General features: G+C 56.0%; 21 protein-coding genes. 15 read left to right on the top strand and 6 right to left on the bottom strand.

Features of this window, described 5'->3' with window-relative positions; translation table 11 throughout:
- Positions 1 to 21 precede the first annotated feature (21 nt).
- Genes rho through GS636_RS14265 form a run of 6 tightly spaced genes read left to right on the top strand, consistent with a single transcriptional unit; the run spans position 22 to position 6,822 of the window.
- A complete protein-coding gene (gene rho / locus GS636_RS14240; protein ID WP_171092791.1) occupies positions 22 to 1,293 on the top strand; it encodes a transcription termination factor Rho in 1,272 nt (423 codons plus the stop codon).
- 31 nt (positions 1,294 to 1,324) lie between these two features.
- Positions 1,325 to 2,611 (top strand): tRNA uridine-5-carboxymethylaminomethyl(34) synthesis GTPase MnmE, encoded by a 1,287-nt coding sequence (gene mnmE, locus GS636_RS14245; protein WP_171670042.1) that lies wholly within the window; start codon positions 1,325 to 1,327, stop codon positions 2,609 to 2,611.
- A gap of 12 nt (positions 2,612 to 2,623) precedes the next feature.
- On the top strand, positions 2,624 to 4,492 hold the full coding sequence (mnmG, locus tag GS636_RS14250; RefSeq protein ID WP_171670045.1) for a tRNA uridine-5-carboxymethylaminomethyl(34) synthesis enzyme MnmG: 1,869 nt from the start codon (positions 2,624 to 2,626) through the stop codon (positions 4,490 to 4,492).
- Positions 4,489 to 5,109, top strand: coding sequence for a 16S rRNA (guanine(527)-N(7))-methyltransferase RsmG (rsmG, locus tag GS636_RS14255; protein ID WP_171670047.1), 621 nt, complete (start codon positions 4,489 to 4,491; stop codon positions 5,107 to 5,109). The genes mnmG and rsmG overlap by 4 nt, the downstream gene beginning before the upstream one ends.
- Positions 5,102 to 5,905: an AAA family ATPase gene (locus GS636_RS14260; protein ID WP_171092798.1), complete on the top strand. Its 804-nt coding sequence runs from the start codon at positions 5,102 to 5,104 to the stop codon at positions 5,903 to 5,905. Before rsmG ends, GS636_RS14260 begins: the two co-directional genes overlap by 8 nt.
- 20 nt (positions 5,906 to 5,925) lie before the next feature.
- Positions 5,926 to 6,822, top strand: coding sequence for a ParB/RepB/Spo0J family partition protein (locus GS636_RS14265; RefSeq protein WP_171670050.1), 897 nt, complete (start codon positions 5,926 to 5,928; stop codon positions 6,820 to 6,822).
- On the opposite strand, the gene GS636_RS14270 is transcribed toward GS636_RS14265, so the two are convergent.
- Genes GS636_RS14270 through rph form a run of 4 tightly spaced genes read right to left on the bottom strand, consistent with a single transcriptional unit; the run spans position 6,812 to position 9,636 of the window.
- Positions 6,812 to 7,165: a YbaN family protein gene (locus tag GS636_RS14270; protein WP_171670053.1), complete on the bottom strand. Its 354-nt coding sequence runs from the start codon at positions 7,163 to 7,165 to the stop codon at positions 6,812 to 6,814. The genes GS636_RS14265 and GS636_RS14270 overlap by 11 nt on opposite strands.
- 2 nt (positions 7,166 to 7,167) lie before the next feature.
- A complete protein-coding gene (gene hemW, locus GS636_RS14275; protein WP_171670056.1) occupies positions 7,168 to 8,322 on the bottom strand; it encodes a radical SAM family heme chaperone HemW in 1,155 nt (384 codons plus the stop codon).
- The gene (gene rdgB / locus GS636_RS14280; RefSeq protein ID WP_171670058.1) at positions 8,312 to 8,926 is read right to left on the bottom strand and encodes an RdgB/HAM1 family non-canonical purine NTP pyrophosphatase; all 615 of its coding nucleotides are present in this window, start codon (positions 8,924 to 8,926) and stop codon (positions 8,312 to 8,314) included. Before rdgB ends, hemW begins: the two co-directional genes overlap by 11 nt.
- Positions 8,923 to 9,636 (bottom strand): ribonuclease PH, encoded by a 714-nt coding sequence (gene rph / locus GS636_RS14285; RefSeq protein WP_171184670.1) that lies wholly within the window; start codon positions 9,634 to 9,636, stop codon positions 8,923 to 8,925. Before rph ends, rdgB begins: the two co-directional genes overlap by 4 nt.
- Positions 9,637 to 9,748: 112 nt before the next feature.
- Between rph and hrcA the strand changes: the two genes are divergently transcribed.
- Positions 9,749 to 10,813: a heat-inducible transcriptional repressor HrcA gene (hrcA, locus tag GS636_RS14290; RefSeq protein ID WP_171670061.1), complete on the top strand. Its 1,065-nt coding sequence runs from the start codon at positions 9,749 to 9,751 to the stop codon at positions 10,811 to 10,813.
- 10 nt (positions 10,814 to 10,823) lie between these two features.
- Positions 10,824 to 11,387 (top strand): nucleotide exchange factor GrpE, encoded by a 564-nt coding sequence (locus tag GS636_RS14295; RefSeq protein ID WP_171670063.1) that lies wholly within the window; start codon positions 10,824 to 10,826, stop codon positions 11,385 to 11,387.
- Between the two features lie 58 nt (positions 11,388 to 11,445).
- Here the strand turns inward: GS636_RS14295 and mutS are convergent, their stop codons facing one another.
- Positions 11,446 to 14,061: a DNA mismatch repair protein MutS gene (gene mutS / locus GS636_RS14300; protein ID WP_171670250.1), complete on the bottom strand. Its 2,616-nt coding sequence runs from the start codon at positions 14,059 to 14,061 to the stop codon at positions 11,446 to 11,448.
- A 162-nt stretch (positions 14,062 to 14,223) separates the two neighbouring features.
- On the opposite strand from mutS, the gene GS636_RS14305 reads away from it, so the two are divergent.
- Entirely contained in the window at positions 14,224 to 16,479 is a 2,256-nt protein-coding gene (locus GS636_RS14305) for an NADP-dependent malic enzyme (protein WP_171092812.1), read from the top strand.
- 3 nt (positions 16,480 to 16,482) lie between these two features.
- Positions 16,483 to 17,355 (top strand): ribokinase, encoded by an 873-nt coding sequence (locus GS636_RS14310; protein WP_171670065.1) that lies wholly within the window; start codon positions 16,483 to 16,485, stop codon positions 17,353 to 17,355.
- Here GS636_RS14310 and msrA read toward each other — a convergent pair.
- Positions 17,352 to 18,023, bottom strand: a complete 672-nt coding sequence (gene msrA / locus GS636_RS14315; protein WP_171670068.1) for a peptide-methionine (S)-S-oxide reductase MsrA — start codon at positions 18,021 to 18,023, stop codon at positions 17,352 to 17,354. The two genes, GS636_RS14310 and msrA, sit on opposite strands and share 4 nt — an antisense overlap.
- A 181-nt stretch (positions 18,024 to 18,204) precedes the next feature.
- Here msrA and GS636_RS14320 point away from each other — a divergent pair, with 181 nt between their 5' ends.
- The 5 genes from GS636_RS14320 to GS636_RS14340 all read left to right on the top strand — a co-directional run bounded on the left by GS636_RS14320 (position 18,205) and on the right by GS636_RS14340 (position 23,750).
- Complete coding sequence (locus GS636_RS14320; RefSeq protein WP_216602910.1) at positions 18,205 to 19,221, top strand: GlxA family transcriptional regulator; 1,017 nt, start codon at positions 18,205 to 18,207, stop codon at positions 19,219 to 19,221.
- 140 nt (positions 19,222 to 19,361) lie between these two features.
- Entirely contained in the window at positions 19,362 to 20,501 is a 1,140-nt protein-coding gene (locus tag GS636_RS14325; RefSeq protein ID WP_171670071.1) for an SRPBCC family protein, read from the top strand.
- A complete protein-coding gene (gene betC / locus GS636_RS14330; protein WP_171670074.1) occupies positions 20,498 to 22,033 on the top strand; it encodes a choline-sulfatase in 1,536 nt (511 codons plus the stop codon). Before GS636_RS14325 ends, betC begins: the two co-directional genes overlap by 4 nt.
- Positions 22,030 to 22,824 carry an SDR family NAD(P)-dependent oxidoreductase gene (locus tag GS636_RS14335; RefSeq protein WP_171670077.1) on the top strand — a complete coding sequence of 265 codons (795 nt, stop codon included), beginning with the start codon at positions 22,030 to 22,032 and terminating at the stop codon, positions 22,822 to 22,824. The genes betC and GS636_RS14335 overlap by 4 nt, the downstream gene beginning before the upstream one ends.
- The gene (locus GS636_RS14340; RefSeq protein WP_171670079.1) at positions 22,821 to 23,750 is read left to right on the top strand and encodes a 3-keto-5-aminohexanoate cleavage protein; all 930 of its coding nucleotides are present in this window, start codon (positions 22,821 to 22,823) and stop codon (positions 23,748 to 23,750) included. Before GS636_RS14335 ends, GS636_RS14340 begins: the two co-directional genes overlap by 4 nt.

A 23,750-nucleotide genomic window follows, 5' to 3' on the forward strand; every position in this document is an offset into this window, starting at 1 on the left:
ATCGCGGTGAAGGTATATATCATGACAACTGACGCCCTGAATCTGGCCGACCTGAAAGCCAAAAGCCCCAAAGACCTTCTGGCAATGGCCGAAGAGCTGGAGATCGAAAACGCCTCGACCATGCGGAAAGGTGAGATGATGTTCCAGATTCTGCGCGAACGCGCGGATGAGGGCTGGACCGTTGGCGGTGACGGCGTGCTGGAAGTCCTGCAAGATGGCTTCGGCTTTCTGCGCTCGCCCGAAGCGAACTATCTGCCGGGTCCTGATGACATCTATGTCTCGCCCGATATGATCCGTCAGCACTCGCTGCGCACCGGCGACACGGTCGAAGGTGAGATTAAAGCGCCCGACGATAACGAGCGTTACTTTGCGCTGACCAAGGTCACCAAGATCAACTTTGAAGATCCTGAAAAGGCCAAGCACAAGATCCTGTTCGACAACCTGACGCCTCTGTACCCGGATGAACGTCTGAAGATGGAGATCGAAGATCCGACCATCAAGGACAAGTCGGCGCGTGTGATCGATCTGGTCTCGCCCATCGGTAAAGGCCAGCGCTCGCTGATCGTGGCGCCTCCGCGGACCGGTAAGACGGTGATCCTGCAAAACATCGCGCACTCGATCGAACAGAACCATCCAGAGTGTTACCTGATCGTCCTTCTGATCGACGAACGCCCGGAAGAGGTGACGGACATGCAGCGTTCGGTGAAGGGTGAGGTTGTGTCCTCGACCTTTGACGAACCGGCAACGCGCCACGTGGCCGTATCCGAAATGGTGATCGAAAAAGCCAAGCGTTTGGTTGAACATAAACGAGATGTTGTTATTCTTCTCGATTCAATCACAAGACTTGGTAGAGCGTTTAACACCGTGGTGCCATCCTCAGGTAAGGTTCTCACCGGTGGTGTGGACGCCAACGCTCTGCAACGGCCCAAGCGGTTCTTTGGTGCGGCACGGAATATCGAAGAGGGTGGTTCGCTGACCATCATCGCTACCGCGCTGATCGACACCGGCAGCCGGATGGACGAAGTCATCTTCGAAGAATTCAAAGGCACCGGTAACTCGGAAATCGTTCTGGATCGTAAAATCGCAGACAAACGCGTGTTCCCGGCCATCGACATCCTCAAGTCCGGTACCCGGAAAGAGGACCTGCTGGTCGACAAGGGCGATCTGGCCAAGACCTTCGTTCTGCGCCGTATCCTCAACCCGATGGGTACCACCGACGCAATCGAGTTCCTGCTGTCGAAGTTGAAACAGACCAAGACAAACGGCGAGTTCTTCGATTCGATGAACACCTGAAACAGGTCTTAGACCCAAGCGAGGCCTTCGAATGGATACGATATTCGCCTTGGCCAGCGCGCAAGGTAAAGCTGGAGTGGCTGTGATCCGCCTCTCTGGTCCTGACTCTCATTTTGCGGCGGCACGCCTTACAGGAGATGCGCTTCCAAAACGTGGCATGGTCCTGCGTACGTTGCGGGACGAGAAAGGTGCGCGTCTGGATGACGGGTTGGTTCTGACATTCCGATCCCCGGCCAGTTTCACCGGTGAGGATGTGGCGGAGCTGCAGATCCATGGCAGCACTGCATCTGTGAACGCTGTGTTGCGGTGTTTGTCAGACATTGACGGCTTGCGCATCGCCGAACCGGGTGAATTCACGCGCCGGGCGCTTGAAAACGGTAAGATGGACCTGACTCAGGTCGAAGGTCTGGCGGATCTGATAGACGCGGAAACCGAAGCTCAGCGTAAGCAGGCCCAAACCATTCTGGCTGGCGAACTGGGTACACTGGCAGAACGGTGGCGCCGGGATTTGATACGAGCAGCGTCCTTGTTGGAAGCTGTCATCGACTTTGCCGATGAAGAGGTGCCAACAGATGTGACACCTGAGGTACGAGAATTGATCCATGGTGTGATGTCAGATCTCAGACGTGAAGCCGACGGTGTGAAAATCGCTGAGCGTATCCGGACAGGGTTTGAAGTCGCAATTGTTGGTCTTCCGAATGCAGGAAAGTCCACTCTTCTAAATGCGCTGGCCGGTCGGAAGGCGGCGATTACCTCGGAATACGCTGGAACCACGCGGGATGTGATCGAAGTGCGAATGGATCTGGCAGGATTGCCAGTGACCTTGTTGGACACGGCCGGGTTGAGAGAAACCGAAGATCACGTCGAAAACCTGGGCATCGAGCTGGCACGCGGAAGAGCGGAGGCGGCCGACCTTCGTGTTTTTCTATCGGAAAAGCCGGAAGAATTGGGTGTTGGGATGCAAGCTGGTGACATTCATGTTCTGCCCAAAGCTGATCTTCGAGGTGATGAAGGTCTGGGTGTATCTGGCAAGACTGGGCAGGGGATTGATGCGCTTGTTGACCAGATTTCGTGTGTTCTAAATGAAAAAACCACTACCCATGGTATCGCTACGCGGGAACGCCATCGCGTTGCAATTGGTCGGGCGCTGGATTCGCTTCAATCTGCAATCGCGGTTCTGGAATCAGGTCCGGACCTGTATGATATCGCGGCAGAAGAGCTGAGAACTGCCATTCGAGCTCTTGAATCTCTGGTTGGTAGAATAGATGTCGAAACACTGCTGGACGAAATCTTCTCTAGCTTCTGTTTGGGAAAGTAAGGAGTGTTTCACGTGAAACATTCAAAGTTCGATGTGATCGTTATTGGAGCCGGGCACGCCGGTACCGAGGCTGCGCACGCGTCTGCCAGGATGGGGGCAAGTACCGCGCTGGTAACGCTGTCTGCATCAGATATCGGAGTTATGTCCTGCAATCCTGCGATTGGTGGTTTAGGGAAAGGCCATCTGGTACGCGAGATTGACGCCCTGGACGGCGTTATGGGACGTGTTGCAGACCAAGCTGGCATTCAGTTCCGTCTGCTGAATCGCCGAAAGGGTCCTGCGGTGCAGGGCCCCAGGACGCAAGCGGACCGCGCCCTTTACCGGGCAGCAATGCAAAAAGAAACACAAGTTCAACCCAACCTGTCTGTTATTGTCGGTGAGGTCGTTGATTTTATCATGGACGGCTCGCGCGTTTCCGGAGTTTCGCTTGCGGATGGCTCAGAGATTTCCGCGAGCGCCGTCATTCTGACCTCTGGCACGTTTTTACGCGGTGTTATTCATATCGGAGATGTATCTCGCCCCGGTGGCCGCATGGGTGATCGCCCTTCCATCAAGCTTGCGGAACGTTTGGATAGTTATGATCTGCCACTGGGTCGGTTGAAAACAGGCACGCCGCCGCGTTTGGATGGGCGGACAATCGACTGGTCTGATCTCGAGCGTCAAGACGGGGACGAAGAGCCAACACTGTTTTCATTTCTATCGACAGACGTGGTGGCACCTCAGATTTCTTGTGGAATCACGCATACCAACGCGAAAACGCACGAGATTATTGAGGCCAATCTTTCGAAGTCAGCCATGTATGGCGGTCATATTGACGGCATCGGTCCTCGGTATTGCCCCTCTATTGAGGATAAAATTGTACGGTTTGCTGACAAGGAATCTCATCAGATTTTCCTGGAACCCGAAGGCGTCAATGATCATACTATTTACCCCAATGGTATCTCGACTTCATTACCTCAAGACGTGCAGTTGCAATATGTTCGGTCCATCAAAGGCCTTGAAAACGCAGAGATCCTGCAGCCCGGATACGCAATTGAGTATGACTACGTTGACCCTCGTGTCTTGACCGCGACTCTGTCGCTGCCCGATGTTCCCGGGTTGTATTTGGCGGGCCAGATCAATGGAACAACGGGTTATGAGGAAGCAGCTGCTCAGGGGATGGTCGCTGGCCTTAATGCCGCGCTGGAGGTTCAAGGCCGTGATCCTGTGCATTTCACCAGATCTGACAGCTACATCGGTGTGATGATAGATGATTTGACCACGCGCGGCGTGGCTGAGCCCTATCGTATGTTTACGTCTCGAGCTGAATTCCGTCTTTCCTTGCGCGCAGATAACGCAGATCAGCGTTTGACACCGATTGGCATTGATCTTGGATGCGTTGGGTCCAGCCGTCGGCTACAATTTGAAGACAAGATGGCTCAACTTGATGCTGTAAAAACCAAATTGGCAGAACGTACCTATACACCAAAAGAAGTGTTGTCCGCCGGAATAAACGTTAACCAGGATGGAAATCGCAGGGATGGAATGGCGATCTTGGCTTTTCCGGACGTATCCTTCGATAATTTATTGCATTTGATTCCGGACCTCCAAGACGTAGACCAAAAAATCAGACTACAGATTGAGCGCGATGCGCTTTACGCAAACTACATAGCGCGCCAGAAGCGCGATGTGGAAGCAATGAAGAGGGACGAATCATACATAATTCCCTGGAATTTCGACTATTTCGCGTTGGATGGTCTATCGTCCGAGATAAAACAGAAGCTCTCGCAAGCCAAGCCTGAAAATATTGCGCAGGCGGGTCGTGTAGAAGGGGTTACACCTGCTGCGCTGACCCTTGTTCTTGCAAAACTCCGCCGGGACCAGAGGGTTCGACAGGCATGACGCCCGACTATTCTGCATTTGAACGGTTGAATGTTTCACGTGAAACATTCGAGCGCCTGGAGGCCTACGTTGAACTGGTGAAGCGTTGGAATCCCAAGATCAATCTTGTGTCTCGCAACAGTCTTGAACACATTTGGGAGCGCCACATTTTTGACTCCGTACAAGTTTTCGGCTGTGCGGAACAGTTCGTAAGCTGGGTGGATTTAGGCAGTGGGGGCGGGTTTCCGGGTATGGTTTGTGCGTTGATCGCGGCAGATCAGTCACCAAAATCGCAATTTACATTTGTTGAAAGCGATCAACGGAAGTCTGCCTTCTTACGTAGTGTTGCTCGGGAGTGTGGAATTAAATGCCGTGTGATTTCCAAACGAATCGAAAGTGTCGATCCATTGGGTGCTGATGTTCTTTCAGCGCGCGCATTGGCAGAGTTGCGGGTGTTATTGTCGTTCTGTGACAGGCATTTAAGTGAAAATGGTACGGCCTTGTTGCCCAAAGGCGCAAACTGGAAAAAAGAACTGTCAGAGGCGCAAGAGGAATGGAAATTCGACGCCGAGCCGATTACAAGTTTAACTGAACCTCAGGCCGTTATCCTTAAAATCAAAGGAGTATCACGTGGTTGATCTGTCCCGACCTTCAGGACCTCGGATTATTGCGGTCGCCAATCAGAAGGGCGGAGTGGGGAAGACAACAACGGCGATCAATCTGGCAGCAGGGCTGGCGGAATCCGGTTGCCGGGTTCTGGTGGTTGATCTTGACCCTCAAGGGAATGCGTCCACCGGATTGGGTGTAGAGGATCGGGATTGGACAACCTATGATCTCATCTTAGACGACGCGCCGTTAGAGGCCGTTGTTCAAGAGACCGAGATCGAAAACCTTCTGGTTGTTCCGGCAACCGTTGATCTGAGTTCTGCCGACATTGAATTGATATCCAATGAGAAGCGCAGCTATTTGTTGCACGATGCGTTGCGGCAAACTGCGGTCGATGTCTTTAATCTGGATTTCATCCTTATCGATTGCCCACCTTCTTTGAATCTGCTGACCGTCAACGCAATGGTGGCGGCACATTCCGTTCTTGTACCGCTGCAAAGTGAGTTCTTTGCCCTGGAAGGTTTGTCGCAACTAATGCTGACGATCAGAGAAGTTCGGCAAACCGCAAATCCTGACCTGAGAATCGAAGGTGTTGTGTTGACCATGTATGACAACCGCAACAACTTGTCCCGTCAGGTCGAAAAGGATGCGCGTGACAATCTGGGTGAGATGGTCTTTAAGACAAAGATACCCAGAAACGTGCGGGTCAGTGAGGCTCCGTCATATGCGTTGCCGGTCCTGCAATACGACTCGGGTTCGCTTGGCGCAATGGCTTATCGGCATCTGGCCCGAGAGATCATGCACAAGAACAATAAAACCGCTGCGTAGGCGGAAGTGAGGAGGGCGACATGAGCGCCAAGAAAGCAAAATCCCGAGGTTTGGGGCGCGGCCTGTCGGCCCTTATGGCGGATGTGAACCCCGAAGAAGGAGGGCGGGCACCAACCGACGCGCGCCGGCCTGATCTGAAGGTTCCAATCGAAAAGCTGAAAGCGAACCCCAATCAGCCGCGCCGCACGTTTCTGCCCGAGCAGCTGGACGAATTGGCTGCCTCGGTCAAGGAAAAGGGTATTATCCAGCCTCTGATTGTCCGGTCGACCGGAGCTGATGAATACGAAATCGTTGCAGGGGAGCGTCGTTGGCGGGCGGCGCAAATGGCACAACTGCATGATATTCCGGTCATTGTGCGCGATTTTGACGACACCGAAGTTCTGGAAGTTGCGATTATCGAAAACATCCAGCGCGCGGACCTGAACGCTGTGGAAGAGGCCGCTGGTTACAAGCAGCTGATGGATCGTTTTGGCCACACGCAGGAAAAGCTGGCTGAAGCTTTGGGTAAGAGCCGTAGCCATATTGCAAATCTTCTGCGTCTTTTGTCCTTGCCAATGGATGTTCAAGCCCTTGTTATTGAAGGAAAAATATCTGCTGGACATGCGCGAGCTCTGATTACTGCCGAAAACCCTTCGGAATTGGCGAAGCAGATCGTCAAAGAAGGCTTGTCGGTGCGTGCAACCGAAGCTTTGGTTAAAAAACAACAACAAGGTGACGCCGAACGCCCTGCGCCTCGGTCCAGAAACTTGGATGCGGGTAAGGATGCCGATACGAGGGCGTTGGAAAAAGACCTGTCTGCAATTCTGGCGATGAAGGTCTCGATCAATCACAAGACTGGAACAGAAACGGGTCAGGTTGTTCTGACGTATGAGAACCTGGACCAGCTTGACGATTTGTGCGCCAAACTCAGCCGTTAGGCCGCGTCCAGATAAAGACCAATACACCGCCCAGGACAACGGCTTGAATGGCCAAAACGAAAACCGGGGCGGACATCCAAATTGAGAGACCAAAAACGGCGGCGACGGAAACAGTTGCCGCCTTTTTTGCCGCAGGCCGTATAGCACCGGAGCTTTGCCAATCTTGTATCAACGGTCCGAACAGTTTGTGAGTCAGCAGCCAAGTGTGAAGGCGTGACGATGATCTGGCAAAGAAAAACGCTGCCAATAGCAGGAATGGCACGGTTGGCAGAAGGGGAAGAACAACCCCAACCATCGCCAAAGCAACGCATAATAATCCCAGTCCTGCCCACAGGTAGTGCATGGCTAGCTCAATAGTTCCCGGATGACGGCATTCAGAACGGCCCGGCCGTCCGCAGTCGCCCGAAGCCTGTCGTTACTATGTTCAATCATTTTTATTTCAGAGAGATGATCAATAGTGTTCTTTGGAAGTTTTCGACCGGATAGGGTTTCCCATCTGTCTATATTTAGCCCCTCTGAAATTCTCATACCCATCATAAGGTATTCGTTTGCCTGATCTTCGTAGGACAGTAACGTTCTATCTTTTTCCCCGTTGCCGCGCTCGGCCGCATCAAGCCAACGTTGCGGATTCAGGTATGTTTCGGTTGCGTATCTTTGGGCGTTCAAGGTAACCCGTCCATGAGCACCTGGTCCGATGCCGACATAGTCTCCGTAACGCCAATAGGTCAGGTTGTGTTGGGATTCCGCGCCTGCGCGCGCATGATTGGATACTTCATAGGCGGGCAAACCGTTGGCTTCGCAAATGTCCTGCGTGATCAGATACATGTCGGCGGCGCTGTCATCCTCGGGCAAGCCACGCAGTTTTCCAACGGCATAGCGATCACCAAAAGCCGTTCCGTCCTCGATCGTCAATTGGTACAGCGACAGGTGGTCCACGGCCATTGACAGGGCCTCGTTCAGCTCCGTGCGCCAAGCTTCGGGTGTTTGGTGCTGTCTGGCATAGATCAGGTCAAAACTCACACGATCAAAGCAGGCACGAGCAATGTCAAATGCCGCTCGGGCCTCGGTGACTGTGTGGATCCGGCCCAGCCGACGCAAATCTTCGTCATTCAGGGCCTGAACGCCCATCGAAATTCGGTTAACGCCTGCGTCCCGATAGGCTGCAAACCGACCAGCCTCGACCGATCCGGGATTGGCCTCGAGCGTGATTTCCATGTCATTGGACGGGTGCCAGAGCGCGCGCGCCTCATCAATCACGTCAGAAACGGTTTCCGGGTCCATCAGAGACGGGGTGCCACCCCCAAAAAAAATCGTGTTCAGTACCCGACCCGGCGTTTCAGAGGCAGCGCGGCGCAGCTCGCTCAGATAAGCAGTAAGCCATTGTTTCTGATCTATTTTCTTTGAAACATGGCTGTTGAAGTCACAATAGGGGCATTTGGCCTCGCAAAAAGGCCAATGGATATAAAGGCCAAAGCCCCCGTTGCGCCAATCATCCGCCAAAGCAGCCTTTCACGAACTTCTCAACCGCGCGGCCGCGGTGGCTGATCTTGTTCTTTTCCCAGCGATCCATTTCGGCAAAGGTAATGTCGTGCCCGTCCGGAACAAACATCGGGTCATAGCCGAATCCGTCCTTGCCGCGGATCGGCCAGACCAGGTGGCCCGGTGCGATGCCTTCGAATACTTCATCATGTCCGTCGGGCCAGGCCAGAACCAATGTACAACGGAATTGCGCAGTGCGTGGGTGAGGGGCGTTTTTAGCCTCCAGCTCATTATGTGCGCGGGTCATGGCCATTAGAAAATCACGACCATTTGCCGTTTCCGCCCAATCAGCAGTGTAAACCCCCGGCGCGCCGTCCAGCGCGTCGATGGTGATCCCGGAATCGTCCGACAGGGCAGGCAGGCTGGTGGCTTTGGCGGCAGCATGGGCTTTGATCCGCGCGTTGCCGACAAATGTGTCTTCGGTCTCTTCCGGCTCGGGCAGGTTCATCTCGCCCGCGCCGACGACAGTGACGCCAAAAGGTTCGAGGAGATGCGCCATCTCCTCAAGCTTGCCTTTGTTGTGGGTGGCAACCAGCAGCCTGTCCCCATCGAACTTGCGGGTCATGCGGTTGCGGCCTTTTGCGCGGCAGCCAATTCGCCGACCCCTTTTTCGGCCAAATCCATCAGCTGATCCATTTGCGCGCGGCTAAAGACCGAGCCTTCGGCGCTCATCTGCACTTCGATCAGCTTGCCGGATCCGGTCATGATGAAGTTGCCATCAACACCCGCTTCGCTGTCTTCCGGGTAATCCAGATCCAGAACTGGCTGACCAGCATAAATACCGCAGGACACAGCCGCAACTGGATCCACCAGGGGATCAGAGATGACGTCGCCCGCTTTCATCAGCTTGTTAACGGCCAGACGCAGGGCCACCCAGCCGCCGGTGATCGACGCGCATCGGGTGCCGCCATCGGCTTGGATCACGTCGCAGTCCACAGTGATCTGACGCTCACCCAGCGCGACCCGATCCACACCAGCGCGTAGGGCGCGGCCGATCAGGCGCTGGATTTCCACGGTGCGACCGCCTTGCTTGCCGCTGGCAGCTTCACGCCGCATCCGGGTGTTGGTGGCGCGGGGCAGCATACCGTATTCTGCCGTGACCCAGCCCAGGCCCGAGCCTTTTATAAAGGGCGGCACGCGATCTTCGATCGTTGCGGTGCAAAGCACATGAGTGTCGCCCATTTTGATCAGGCAGGAACCTTCGGCATGTTTGGTGAACCCCGTTTCGATTGAAACGGTGCGCATTTCGCTTAAATCTCTTCCAGAGGGTCGCATCGGAATTCCTTTGTTTGCTGGGTTGGGGATAACGCCCCGCAGCGTTACGATGCAACCCCGATTGACCTTTCATTTGCCTGCTATTTAATGACGAACGAGCAGGGGACGACGCATGAGCGAAGCGAGCAAGATTCTGGATGAGATGAACGACCGGTCGCGCGAAGTGTTTCGGTTGATTGTCGAGAGTTATCTGGAAAGCGGTGAGCCGGTTGGCAGCCGCACCTTGACGCGTACCTTGTCCGAAAAAGTCAGCGCCGCGACCGTTCGCAATGTGATGCAGGATCTGGAATTTTTGGGCCTTCTGGACAGCCCACATGTCAGTGCAGGTCGAATTCCAACGCAGCAGGGCTTGCGGATGTTTGTGGACGGGTTGCTTGAAGTTGGCGATCTGGGTGCCGATGATCGGCAGAAACTGGAACAGACATTAGGCTCTAACACGGGCGATGTGGGTGGGATGCTCGACCGAGTGGGCTCTGCTTTGTCACACGTGACACAAGGCGCCTCGCTGGTTTTGACGCCCAAGCGTGAATCGGAAATCAAACATATCGAGTTCGTTTCTCTGGGTCATGACCAGGCTTTGGTGGTTCTGGTTTTCTCGGATGGTCATGTGGAAAACCGTCTGTTCACCCCGCCAGCGGGGCAAACCCCCAGTTCAATGCGCGAGGCGGCGAATTTCCTCAATGCGCTGATCGAGGGGCGGACCCTTGGCGAAGTGCGTCGGCAGATGCAGACGCAGATCGATGCACGCAAGCAGGAAATAGACATTCTGGCGCGTGAGATGGTGGAAAGTGGCATGGCTGCCTGGGACGGAGACGGCGGCGACTCGGCCCGATTGATCGTGCGTGGGCGAGCGAATCTGTTGAACGAACCGGGTCAGGCCGAGGAGCTTGACCGGATTCGAACCCTGTTTGACGATCTGGAACGCAAACGTGACATCGCGGAATTCCTTGAATTGACCGAGGATGGCGAAGGTGTGCGCATTTTTATTGGGTCTGAGAACAAACTTTTCTCACTTTCGGGTTCCTCTTTGGTGGTGTCTCCATATATGAACGCTGATCGTAAGATAATCGGTGCGGTCGGGGTCATCGGGCCCACGCGTCTGAATTATGGACGGATCGTGCCGATCGTGGATTATACGGCGCAACTGGTCGGTAAGTTGATATCCGACCGGAGCTAGAGGGTAAGAGATGGCAGAGCCCAAGAACGAAGATTTTCTGGACGATATCATGGCTGCGGAAGCGGAAGAGCTGGCCGAAGAGTTTGCAGAGATCAGCGACGAAGCGCTGGAGCTCGATGAGCTGCGCGCCGAGCGGGATGATTACAAAGACAAGTTCATGCGCGCGTTGGCGGATGCTGAGAATGCGCGAAAGCGTGGCGACAAGGCGCGCCGGGATGCGGAACAGTATGGTGGGTCGAAACTGGCCCGAGACATGCTGCCGGTTTATGACAACATGAAGCGTGCGCTTGAAGCTGCAACGGATGAGCAGAAAGAAGTGGCCGCTGGGTTGCTGGAAGGTGTTGAGCTGACCATGCGTGCGTTGAAGGACGTGTTCCAGAAGCACGGGATTGAAGTGATCACGCCTGAGGTCGGCGACCGGTTCGATCCAAATGTGCATGAGGCGATGTTCGAAGCGCCGGTGCCCGGCACCAGGGCGGGGGACATCATTCAGGTGTCTGCCGAGGGGTTCATGTTGCATGACCGTCTGCTGCGTCCGGCGCAGGTTGGGGTGTCGTCGACGCCTGCAAGCTGATTGGCCCCTGCGAGGCCAAGCCTTCGGCGAGAGTATTTTAGAAAAGATGAAAGGGCGGTCAGGGTCTGGCCGCCTCTTTCAGTTTGTAGATCAGGTCGAGTGCTTCACGAGGGGTGAGCTCGTCAGGCAAGACATCGTCCAGCATATCCGTGACTGGAGAGGCCTTGGGGGCAGGTGGCGGAGGCGGTGGTGCGGCTGAAAACAGCGGCAGATCGTCAATCAATGCTTTTTGCTTTCCACCTTCGCGTTCCGTTTTCTCGAGTTGATCCAGAACGACACGGGCGCGTTGGACGACCGAGGCTGGCAGGCCGGCAAGTTGGGCAACTTGCACACCATAAGAACGGTCGGCGGCGCCCTTGTGAACCTCGTGCAGGAAGATCACCTCGCCTTCCCATTCTTTGACTGCAACCGTTGCATTGTCCACGCCCTCCAGTTTACCGGCCAATGCGGTGAGTTCGTGGTAATGCGTTGCGAACAGAGCGCGGCATTTGTTGGAGGCGTGTAGATGTTCCAGTGTGGCCCATGCGATTGAGAGGCCGTCATAGGTGGCGGTGCCGCGTCCGATTTCGTCCAGAATAACCAGCGCGCGGTCATCGGCCTGGTTCAGAATCGCGGCAGTTTCGACCATTTCGACCATGAAGGTCGAGCGGCCTCGGGCCAGATCATCCGATGCACCAACGCGGCTGAACAGTTGGCTGACAACGCCGATATGGGCGTGTTCGGCGGGTACATAGCTTCCCATCTGAGCCAGAAGCGCGATCAGGGCGTTCTGGCGCAGGAAAGTCGATTTACCGGCCATATTGGGGCCGGTCAGCAACCAGATGGCGGCACCCTGTTCAGCGCTAAGATCGCAGTCGTTGGCGACAAAGGCATCGCCACTTTGCTGACGCAAGGCGTGCTCTACAACCGGATGGCGGCCGCCTTGAATGTCGAAGGTGCGAGAGCTGTCGACCTGTGGCCGACACCAGTTTTCACCATGCGCCAGATCGGCCAATGCCGTTGTTAAATCCAGTTCAGCCAGCCCTCGGGCGGCTTGGTTGAGTCGGGCGGCAAGGGCTAAAATTTCATCAGAAAGCTTTTGATAGAGCCGCTTTTCGATCTCAAGCGCCAGATTACCCGCGTTCAGGATGCGGGTTTCGATCTCTGACAGTTCGACGGTTGTAAACCGTACCTGATTGGCGGTGGTCTGACGGTGGATATAGGTTTCGCTGAACGGCGGGTTTAGCATCTTCTCGGCGTGGGTCGCGGTGGTTTCGATGAAATACCCCAGCACATTGTTGTGCTTGATCTTCAGCGAGGTGATGCCAGTATGTTCCGCGTATTTTTGCTGAAATCCGGCAATGACCGAGCGACCTTCGTCGCGTAGGGTGCGGGCCTCATCCAATTCGGTGTCAAAGTCAGGGGCGATGAAACCACCATCGCGCGCCAGCAGGGGCGGCTCGGCGACAAGTGCCTCGTCGAGCAGGCCGAGAAGGTCGTCAAACCCGGTCAGGTTTTGGACGGCGGTCGATAACAGCACTGGCAAATCTTGGGTTTCGCACAATTCTGCAATTTTAGCCGCCTGCGCCAACCCGTTTCGAATGGCAGCCAGATCGCGCGGACCGCCTCGGTCCAGCGACAGCCGCGACAAGGCGCGGTCCAGATCCGGTGTTTTGCGCAGTGCTTCACGCAGGTCTGACGCAATCAGGCTGTCCTCAACTGCGAAGCTTACCGCATCCAGGCGCGCATGGATCACATCCAGATTGCGCGATGGGCTGGACAGGCGTTGTTCCAGCAACCGTGCGCCGCCGGGTGTGACGGTACGGTCGACCACAGATAACAACGATCCGGCGCGACCACCTGAGAGCGACCGCGTCAGTTCCAGACTGCGGCGTGTTGCAGCATCAATTTGGACAACACGGTCTTCTGATTCCTTGAGAGGGGTTTGCAGTAGAGGCAATTTGCCTTTTTGCGTGATCTCAAGATAGTCGATCAGCGAGCCCATCGCCGAGACTTCGGCGCGACCGAAGTTCCCGAATGCATCCAATGCACCGACGTGAAACAAACCGCATATACGTTTTTCCGCCGCTGTGCTGTCAAAACTGGCACGTCCCACCGGCGTCAGAGAAATCCCAAGATCGCGAACGGGTTCCTGCAACTTGTCCTGAGCCCCGTCTGCCACGATCAACTCGGACGGGGCCAGCCGTGCCAGTTCCGGGCTCAGGCGCGCGCCGGTCAAAGGCATCACGTGAAATGCACCGGTCGAGATATCGGCCCAGGCCAAAGCGGCCTCGTCCCGGACTTCGGCATAGGCGGCCAGAAAGTTGTGGCGGCGGGCCTCCAGCAGGGCGTCCTCGGTCAGCGTACCGGGCGTCACCAGACGCACAACATCGCGCTTTACGACTGATTTAGAGCCTCTTTTCTTCGCTTCGGCAGGGCTTTCCATTTGTTCGCAGACAGCGACGCGAAAGCCTTTGCGGATCAGGGTTAGCAAATACCCTTCGGCTGAATGCACTGGCACACCGCACATGGGAATATCGTTGCCATTGTGTTTGCCGCGCTTGGTCAGGGCGATGTCCAGCGCTTCGGCGGCATTGACGGCATCTTCGAAGAACATTTCGTAGAAATCGCCCATGCGATAGAACAGCAGGGCATCGGCGTGGGCCTCTTTGATTTCGAGATATTGCGCCATCATCGGCGTGACTGTGGACAAAGGCGGCCCCCTTTTGGCGTTTCCGGGCGTGACCTTACAAACCCGGCCCCTGCGACGAAAGGCGAAAACGTATTGTCGTTGAGGCGCGCCCCTGCCTGCGCTATGAGGCAACAGCCCAACAGATGCAAAGAAACGACATTTCCGATGCCCAAAGCGAAGATCACCAAAGAAGAGGCGCTGGCCTTTCACCTGGACCCCACCCCCGGCAAATGGGAAGTGCAAGCCACTGTTCCCATGACCACGCAGCGAGACCTGTCACTGGCTTACAGCCCTGGTGTGGCTGTTCCCTGTGAAGCTATCGCCGAAGCGCCCGAGACCGCCTATGACTATACAAACAAGGGCAATCTGGTGGCTGTGATCTCGAATGGGACGGCGGTACTTGGTCTGGGAAACCTTGGCGCGCTGGGCTCAAAACCGGTGATGGAAGGGAAATCCGTTCTGTTCAAGCGGTTCGCCGATGTGAACTCGATCGACATCGAGCTGGACACCGAAGACCCGGATGAGTTCTGCCGTGCAGTGCGTCTGATGGGGCCGACTTTTGGTGGCATCAATCTGGAAGACATCAAAGCGCCCGAGTGTTTCATCATCGAACAGCGCCTGAAGGAAGAGATGGATATCCCTGTCTTCCATGATGACCAGCATGGCACGGCGGTTATCTGTGCCGCTGGATTGCTGAATGCGCTGCACATCTCGGGTAAGAAGATCGAGGATGTAAAGATTGTCCTGAACGGTGCGGGCGCGGCAGGGATCGCTTGTATCGAGTTGCTGAAAGCGATGGGCGCACGGCACGAGAATTGCATCGTCTGTGACACCAAAGGCGTTATTTATCAGGGCCGGACCGAAGGTATGAACCAGTGGAAGTCCGCCCACGCCATCACCACAGATTTGCGTACACTGGAAGATGCGATGAAGGACGCGGATGTGTTCCTGGGCGTTTCGGTCAAGGGTGCGGTCACGCAAGAGATGGTTGCCAGCATGGCGGACAACCCGGTGATTTTCGCGATGGCGAACCCTGACCCCGAGATCACGCCGGAAGAAGCGCACGAGGTTCGCGTGGATGCCATCGTTGCCACCGGGCGCAGCGATTATCCCAATCAGGTCAACAACGTGCTTGGCTTCCCCTATCTGTTCCGTGGCGCTTTGGACATCCATGCCCGTGCCATCAATGATGAGATGAAGATTGCCTGCGCCCACGCGCTCGCGAATCTGGCGCGCGAGGATGTACCGGATGAGGTCGCCATGGCCTATGGCAAATCACTGACGTTCGGGCGCGATTATATCATCCCGACACCGTTTGACCCGCGGCTGATCCACCGTATTCCACCAGCCGTTGCCAAGGCCGGAATGGACACTGGTGCAGCGCGGCGTCCGATCATTGATATGGACGCGTATGAACTAAGCCTGAAATCTCGCATGGATCCGACCGCGAGCATCCTGCGCGGTTTGAACGCCCGTGCGCGTCAGGCCCAAAGCCGGATGATCTTTGCCGAGGGCGACGATCCACGGGTGCTGCGCGCTGCGGTCATGTATCAGCGTTCAGGCTTTGGTAAAGCGCTTGTGGTCGGTCGGGCAGATGACGTCAAAGACAAGCTGGAAGCCACAGGTCTTGGGGATGCGGTACGAGAAATCGAGGTTGTGAACGCCGCAAATACCAGCCATCTCGAAACCTATTCCAATTTCCTCTATGAGCGCCTGCAGCGTAAGGGTTTTGACCGCAAGGACATTCACCGCCTTGCCGCACGGGATCGGCATGTGTTTTCTTCGTTGATGCTGGCACATGGTCACGGGGATGGGCTGGTCACGGGCGCGACGCGTAAGTCGGCCCACGTGCTGGACCGGATCAACCACGTCTTTGATGCCGATGCTGCGCACGGGGCTGCTGGTGTGACGGCCCTCTTGCATAAAGGTCGGATTGTCTTGATTGGGGACACCCTAGTGCATGAATGGCCGGACGAAAACGATCTGGCCAATATCGCCGAGCGTTCCGCAGCCGTCGCCCGACACATGGGTCTGGAGCCACGGGTTGCGTTTGTCAGTTTCTCGACCTTTGGTTACCCGGTCTCGGAACGCGCCGAAAAGATGCACCGCGCGCCCGCAGTGTTGGACCAGCGCGGCGTGGATTTCGAGTATGAAGGCGAGATGACGGTTGATGTGGCCCTGAACGTGGATCAGCAAGCAGCTTATCCTTTCCAGCGTCTGACAGGTCCGGCGAACATCTTGATCGTTCCGGCGCGGCACTCTGCCTCGATCTCAACCAAGCTGATGCAGGAAATGGGTGGCGCGACCGTGATTGGCCCGATCCTTTCGGGCGTGGATAAGCCAATTCAGATCTGTTCCACCGTCTCGACTGCGAATGACATTCTCAACATGGCCATTTTGGCCTCATGCGATATTGGATAAGTCATGACGATCTGGAACCTCGGCTCGATCAACGCGGATATGGTTTATGACCTGCCGCATTTGCCTGCGCCGGGGGAAACTCTGGCCGCCCTTGGACTGGACCGGTTTCTAGGCGGCAAGGGGGCCAATATGTCGGTTGCAGCGGCACGGGCGGGTGCGCGTGTCAGCCATATTGGCGCTGTCGGCCATGATGGGAGCTGGGCGAAAGACCGATTGACTGAATATGGCGTAGATACGCGTTATATTTCAGAGGCAGATGTACCAACCGGGCACGCGATTATTGCCGTGGATGCTGAGGGCGAAAACCTGATCATCCTGTATCCCGGTGCCAATCATGCGTTAGAGGTCAGCGATCTGGGACAGGCGCTGTCTTCGGCAAGCACGGGTGACCTGCTGATCCTGCAGAATGAAACCAACGCACAGGTTGAGGCCGCGCAGTTGGGGCACCGGATGGGATTAACCGTGTGCTATGCTGCTGCTCCGTTTCAGGCCCAGGCGGTAAAGGCGGTTCTGCCCTATCTGGATTTTCTGATCCTCAACGAGGTCGAGGCTGACCAGCTACGTCAGGAAACTGGGTTAAATGCCGCTGATCTGCCAGTGCGGCACGTGATTGTCACGCTGGGTTCAAAAGGCGCGCGGTATTTGCAGAATGGCAGTGATCCGGTCGAGTTCGAAGCGCACAAGGTGCAGGCCGTCGACACCACGGGGGCGGGCGATACCTTCACTGGCTATGTACTTGCAGGCATGGATCGTGGGATGCCGATGGAACAGGCTATTCTGCAAGCAAACCGCGCCGCGGCCCTGATGGTCACGCGGCACGGAACGGCTGATGTTATCCCCGATTTGAAAGAGGTGCGCGACGCGTCCTTTGACTAAGATCCGACAAACGGCGCGTCAGTACCCCACAGCTGTTTGACGCGCGCGTCACGGCCGCAGGCTTCGCGGTAAGCTTTGTACGCGCTGTGCTGTCGCTTGGGCCCAAAGCGGGTCAAGATCAGTTTGTTCCCCTTGTAGTAATCCTGATGATACGCCTCGGCTGGGTAAAAAGTGCCTTCGTTCAGGATCGGCGTTACAACCGTCTGGCCCAAAGCCCGCTGTGCATCTGCTTTTGCCTTCTCGGCCAAAGCTTTTTCCCCTGTGTCAGAGACGAATATTGCAGTGCGGTAGCTATCACCGCGATCGCAGAATTGGCCCCCGGCATCTGTGGGGTCGACCGAGCGGAAGAACATGTTCAGAAGCGTTTCACGTGAGACTTGAGCTGGGTTGAAAGTGATCTGAACCGCTTCGTAATGGCCGGTTCCTCCTTTTGAGACCTGATCATATGTGGGATTTGCTGATTTGCCGCCGGTATAGCCTGAAACGGCCTCGATGACGCCGGGGACAGACTCAAAATCAGATTCAACGCACCAGAAACATCCTCCGGCTACTGTCAGTGTTTCTGTTCCCGCCGCCGGCGCAGGCAAAGCGCGCAGCATTGCCGCCAGGGCGATCAGCGTTAACAGAAGGGCTGGTTTAAGCGTGTCGAGGTAAGCAGTCCGTGTCATGTCAGGTCTCCTTTCAGATACAAGGTGACCCGACTTGGACCAACATGCAATTGCCTGACATCTCATGTAACGCGCTGGTGAGACGAGTTTATCAACTTCAGCCAAGTCCGAAGAAACCTTGTGTATCGCAGTCAAAAGACTTTTTCTGAGATGTGGTGATGCAAGCTTGGATTCAGGATCGATGACACAGGAGATGCAGGTTTCGACGCGCGTGCTGGTCATAGTTGCGCCCAGCTTCAATATGGCGGCCACCATGGCGTTCATAGATCCATTTCGCGCCGCCAACTATCTGGACGGAAAGCCTTATTTCAAATGGGACTTCGTGTCAGAAGCAGGTGGTTTCTGTGTGTCCAGCAACGGTGCTGGCATCGAAACTCAACCGCTTGACGCGCTTTCGTTCACCGAGGCCGACATTGTCATTGTATCTTCCAGTTGGACACCGGAACGGCACCTGACGTCTAAACTGGGAACAACTTTGCGCCAACTTGCCCGCAGCGGCGCGACTTTGGGCGCTTTGGATACGGGTGCCTTCATACTGGCGCAGGCAGGGCTGTTAAATGGGCGGCGCGCCACCGTTCATTATGAGCATATCGATGCCCTGCAGGAGCTTTATCCAGGGATTGAGGTCGTTGAGAATCTCTATGTTATGGACGGCAATCGGCTTACGTGTTGCGGTGGGTCTGCAGCGACCGACTTTGGGCTACAAATCCTTCAGGGGATACATGGCAGCGCCCTTGCCAATGCAGCGGCCAGATACGTGTTTCACGACCGTTTACGCGGCCCTTCCGAACAACAGCAACCCCAAAGAACCGAGCCTTTGGGAACGACAGTGCCTGCCAAGCTTAAAACGGCGATTCAGGTGATGGAGGCCAATCTTGAGGAGCCCATTTCCGTTCCCCAGATTTGCAAACGCGCGGGAATCTCTCATCGCCAACTGGATCGGCTGTTCGCGACCTACATCAAGAAAACGCCCGCGCTTTATTACCGCGATATTCGGCTGGATCGGGCGCGCGGCCTGGTCACGCAGACCGAGCTTCCCATTGCAGAGGTCGCCCTGGCGTCGGGTTTTTCCAGCCCCGTGCATTTCAGCCGGGCTTATAAAGAAAGATTTGGCCTGCCCCCGACGCGCGACCGGGTCGAGGGCAGGGTTCCATTCGAGTTCCGCGCCTGGCCGATGCATCGCAAACCTAAAGACTAGCGGCATCACGATCATCAATTTGGCTAAAATAGAAAATAATCAGGCGGAAAAAGTTAAGTAGCCGACAAAGACTCAGAAGATCATACGCGCCACACGTCAATCATTGGGGCAAAGCCCGCCCCAGAGCTGTGGAGCCACCCATGAGCCAGCTGCCGTCCAAAACCCAGTTCGAGCGGATTTCCGATGGTTTTAGCACCGATCCCTTCAATACCAGTTCCCTGAAGGCCGAAGCCTATGTCGATCCGTCCTGGTATCAGGTCGATCAAAACGAAGTGCTAGCCAAGACCTGGCAATGGGTGTGCCACGTTGAAAAGCTGCGCGCTCCGGGGTCATACACAACCGTCGAAATCGCCGGACGTCCGATTGCTGTCGTGCGCGACCGCGAGGGCACATTGCGTGCGTTCTATAATGTCTGCAAACACCGCGCCCATCATTTGCTATCGGGCGAGGGCGAAACCACGCGCATCATGTGCCCATATCACGCTTGGGTTTACAAGCTGGACGGCCAATTGGTGCGCGCGCCCGAGACCGAGAGCCTGGCTAATTTCAAAACGTCGGATATCTGTCTGGACCAAGTACAGGTCGAAGAGTTTGCCGGGTTCATTTACGTCAGTTTAGACCCTAACGCAGCACCTTTGCGCGAAGTTTCCGGGAATCTGGAAACCGAAATCCGCCATTGGGCACCGGATATCGAGCAGCTGACATTTGGTCACCGCCTGACCTATGACATCAAGTCGAACTGGAAGAACGTCGTCGACAACTTCCTTGAATGCTACCACTGCCCGACAGCGCACAAGGATTTCTGTGATCTGGTCGATATGGACACCTACAAGGTGACCACATACGGCATCTACTCCAGCCATATGGCCGAGGCGGGTAAGGGTGCTAACACCGCTTATGACGTGTCCAATGCCACAGTACGAACCCATGCAGTTTGGTGGTTGTGGCCCACGACATGTCTGATGCGCTATCCGGGACGGTCTTCGATGATCGTGCTGAATATTATCCCGATTGGTCCTGACCGGACGCTCGAAACCTATGATTTCTTCCTTGAAACCCCGGAACCTGATGAGGCCGAGCTGGAAGCGATCCGGTATCTTGATGAGGTTCTGCAACGCGAAGACATCGACATTGTCGAAAGCGTACAACGCGGGATGAACACCCCGGCCTTTACGCAAGGCCGGATCGTGCATGATCCCAATGGCTCGGGCAAATCGGAACATGCGGTGCATCATTTCCACGGGCTTGTACTGGATGCATATGCAAAGGCCGCACCGTGACACGGCCGAACATCGTTGTGATTATGGCCGATCAACTGGCGCCGCATTTTTGCGGCGCGTACGGCCATCCAACGGTCAAGACCCCGAACATCGACGCGCTTGCCGCGCGCGGGATGCGATTTGACGCAGCCTATTGCAACTCACCCCTCTGCGCGCCGTCCCGATTTGCGTTCATGTCCGGGCAGCTGATCAGCCGGATCGCTGCTTATGACAACGCCAGCGAGTTTCGCGCCTCGGTCCCGACCTTTGCGCATTACCTAAAGGCGTTGGGCTACCGGACCTGCCTGTCGGGCAAGATGCATTTTGTTGGGCCGGACCAGAAACACGGGTTTCAGGACCGTGTGACCACCGACATCTACCCCGCCGATTTTGCCTGGACCCCGGACTGGGAAGCCCCGGACGAGCGGATCGATAAGTGGTATCACAACATGCAAACCGTAAAGGAAAGCGGTGAGGCGGTCGCCACCTTCCAGACGGATTATGACGACGAGGTCGAATTTGCAGCGCGCCGCTGGTTGATCGACAGGGGTCGGGACCGGGCGGCTGGGGACAATGCTCCGTTCTGTATGGTGGCCAGCTTTATCCATCCGCACGACCCCTATGTCGCCAAGCCCGAGTGGTGGAACCTGTATTCCGACGCAGACGTCCCGATGCCGGAGTTTACACTGACGCCCGAGGAGCAAGACCCGTTTTCACGTCGCGTGATGGATGGAATCGAGGCAAGCTATGTCCCTCTGACCGAGGAAGAAATCCGCCGCGCGCGTCGCGCTTATCTGGCCAATGTCAGTTACTTCGACAGCAAAGTCGGCGCGATGGTCAAAGCCTTGGAAGACATCGGTGCGTTAGACAATACCATCGTCATCATCACCGCAGACCACGGCGACATGCTGGGTGAGCGTGGGTTGTGGTACAAGATGAATTTCTTTGAACACTCGGCCCGTGTGCCGCTGATCATGGCTGGCCCCGGTGTTGCCAAAGGCTGTGCTGCCAACGCCTGTTCCCTGCTCGATCTGTTGCCGACATTCGTGGACATCGCCGGGGGTTCTGATGCGATCTTCGGGGAGCCGATTGATGGCCGGTCCTTGATGCCGCTGGCACGCGGAGAAACCGACCCTGTGGATGAAGCCGTCGGCGAGTATTGCGCCGAGATGACGCCCTATCCGGTGTTCATGATCCGGCGCGGGCCGTTGAAGTATATTCACTGCGACCCGGACCCACCTCAGCTTTATGACCTGTCCAAGGACCCGTTGGAAAAGGTGAATGTGGCCGATGACCCGGCTTACGCTGAGCAGTCCGCGCAGTTTGCTGAAGAAGTAGCGCGACGTTGGAACAGCGAAAACCTGCGTGCGGACGTCATTGCAACGCAAAAGTCCCGGCGCGCCTTGCACGCCGCGATGGAGGCGGGTGCCGGAGAGGCCTGGGATTACACCCCGCCACGAGATGCAACGCAGGAATATGTGCGCAATCACATGGATTGGACAGTTGCAGCGACTCGCTATCGCTATCCGCCATTGAAGGAGACCAAAGAATGATGCTGGACGGCAAAACAGCGCTTGTAACCGGTGGGCGCGGCGGGATCGGGCGCGCGATCGTGGCACGTTTTCTGCGGGAAGGTGCGCGGGTCTATGCGGCTGATCTGACGCCAGAAGGGTCCCTGGCGGCTCATGATGACGATGGCAGCATCTTTGTAAAGCTGGACGTCACGCAAGAAGCTGATGCAATAGCCGCGATGGAACAGGTTACGGCCGAGGCTGGCCAATTGGACATTCTGGTCAACGCCGCTGGCATCGAGATTGAAAAGACGATTGAACAGACAACGCTAGAGGAATGGAACCTGTCCTTCGCTGTGAATGTCACGGGTACATTTTTGACCTCAAAACATGCATTGCCGCTGTTGCGCAAAGGGGCCGCGTCGGGAACGTCAACCTCGATTATCAATTTCGGGAGTTACGATGGGTTCATTGCGGACCCCGGCCTTGCCGCCTATTGCGCGACCAAAGGTGCGGTTCATGCCTTGACGCGTGCTATGGCGTGTGATCACGGGCCGGAGGGTATTCGCGTGAATGCCATATGCCCCGGCTATGTCGACACACCCATGTTGCAAAGCTTCTTCACAGGCGATGGCTCGGGTGGCGGCGGCAAGACCATCGACCAGTTGCAGCAGGCCGTGCGCGATGTGCACCCGATGCGCACATATGGCACGCCGGATGATATCGCCAATCTGGTGAATTGGCTGGCTTCGGACGAGGCGCGCTATGCAAGCGGTCAACTTTGGGTTCTGGACGGAGGGCTGAGCGCACAAGTCCAGCAGATGAAGCTATGAGCAAACCGGTTATCATTACTTGTGCTCCAACTGGTGGGATTCATACGCCGACCATGTCAGAACACTTGCCCATCACGCCAAGCGAAATAACCGAGGCCAGTATTGGTGCCGTCGAGGCCGGGGCTTCGATCATCCATCTTCATGCCCGCAATCCGGAAAACGGTCAACCAGATCCGGACCCTGACCTTTTTATGCAGTTCCTGCCCAGCATCAAACAAGCAACCGGTGCTGTGATGAATGTCTCAACCGGTGGCGGGTTGGGCATGACCCGCGAAGAACGCCTGCGCGCGGCTTTACGAGCCAGCCCCGAAATGGCCAGCATGAACATGGGGTCGATGAACTTCGGCATCTTCCCGATGATGCAGAAATATTCAGGCTGGAAACATGACTGGGAACCCGAATTTCTGGACATGACCCGCGACTTCATTTTCCGTAACACGTTTGCCGATATCGAATACGCGATGAAGGAATTGGGCGAAGGTCACGGCACGAAGTTCGAGTTTGAATGCTATGATCTGGGGCACCTCTACAACCTGGCTTGGGTGGTAGATCAAGGCTGGGTGAAACCGCCATTTTTCATCCAGATGGTGTTTGGCATTCTGGGTGGCGTGGGGGCTGATCCCGACAACCTGATGCATATGCACACAATTGCCGAAAAGTTGTTTGGCGGCAGCTATGAATGGTCGGTGCTGGCCGCAGGTCGCCACCAAATGGCCTTCACGACACAGGCTGCGATCCTTGGTGGCAATTTACGGGTTGGGCTGGAAGACAGCCTTTACATCGGGCCCGGCGAAAAGGCGAAGTCCAACGCTGATCAGGTCCGCAAGATTCGCTCAATCATCGAAAATCTTGGCCTGACGGTCGCAACGCCGGACGAGGCCCGCCAACGGCTGGGTCTGAAGGGCAACGACCAGACAGCTTTTTGA

The sequence above is a fragment of the Ruegeria sp. HKCCD4884 genome (genome assembly GCF_013110855.1).
Lineage (GTDB): Bacteria > Pseudomonadota > Alphaproteobacteria > Rhodobacterales > Rhodobacteraceae > Ruegeria.

Bases quoted from the DNA above. Each gene is read 5' to 3' on its own strand.
- rho (WP_171092791.1), top strand. From the start codon at position 22: ATGACAACTGACGCCCTGAATCTGGCCGACCTGAAAGCCAAAAGCCCC.
- mnmE (WP_171670042.1), top strand. From the start codon at position 1,325: ATGGATACGATATTCGCCTTGGCCAGCGCGCAAGGTAAAGCTGGAGTG.
- rsmG (WP_171670047.1), top strand. From the start codon at position 4,489: ATGACGCCCGACTATTCTGCATTTGAACGGTTGAATGTTTCACGTGAA.
- GS636_RS14265 (WP_171670050.1), top strand. From the start codon at position 5,926: ATGAGCGCCAAGAAAGCAAAATCCCGAGGTTTGGGGCGCGGCCTGTCG.
- GS636_RS14270 (WP_171670053.1), bottom strand. From the start codon at position 7,165: ATGCACTACCTGTGGGCAGGACTGGGATTATTATGCGTTGCTTTGGCG.
- rdgB (WP_171670058.1), bottom strand. From the start codon at position 8,926: ATGACCCGCAAGTTCGATGGGGACAGGCTGCTGGTTGCCACCCACAAC.
- rph (WP_171184670.1), bottom strand. From the start codon at position 9,636: ATGCGACCCTCTGGAAGAGATTTAAGCGAAATGCGCACCGTTTCAATC.
- hrcA (WP_171670061.1), top strand. From the start codon at position 9,749: ATGAGCGAAGCGAGCAAGATTCTGGATGAGATGAACGACCGGTCGCGC.
- GS636_RS14295 (WP_171670063.1), top strand. From the start codon at position 10,824: ATGGCAGAGCCCAAGAACGAAGATTTTCTGGACGATATCATGGCTGCG.
- mutS (WP_171670250.1), bottom strand. From the start codon at position 14,061: ATGATGGCGCAATATCTCGAAATCAAAGAGGCCCACGCCGATGCCCTG.
- GS636_RS14305 (WP_171092812.1), top strand. From the start codon at position 14,224: ATGCCCAAAGCGAAGATCACCAAAGAAGAGGCGCTGGCCTTTCACCTG.
- GS636_RS14310 (WP_171670065.1), top strand. From the start codon at position 16,483: ATGACGATCTGGAACCTCGGCTCGATCAACGCGGATATGGTTTATGAC.
- msrA (WP_171670068.1), bottom strand. From the start codon at position 18,023: ATGACACGGACTGCTTACCTCGACACGCTTAAACCAGCCCTTCTGTTA.
- GS636_RS14320 (WP_216602910.1), top strand. From the start codon at position 18,205: ATGACACAGGAGATGCAGGTTTCGACGCGCGTGCTGGTCATAGTTGCG.
- GS636_RS14325 (WP_171670071.1), top strand. From the start codon at position 19,362: ATGAGCCAGCTGCCGTCCAAAACCCAGTTCGAGCGGATTTCCGATGGT.
- GS636_RS14335 (WP_171670077.1), top strand. From the start codon at position 22,030: ATGATGCTGGACGGCAAAACAGCGCTTGTAACCGGTGGGCGCGGCGGG.
- GS636_RS14340 (WP_171670079.1), top strand. From the start codon at position 22,821: ATGAGCAAACCGGTTATCATTACTTGTGCTCCAACTGGTGGGATTCAT.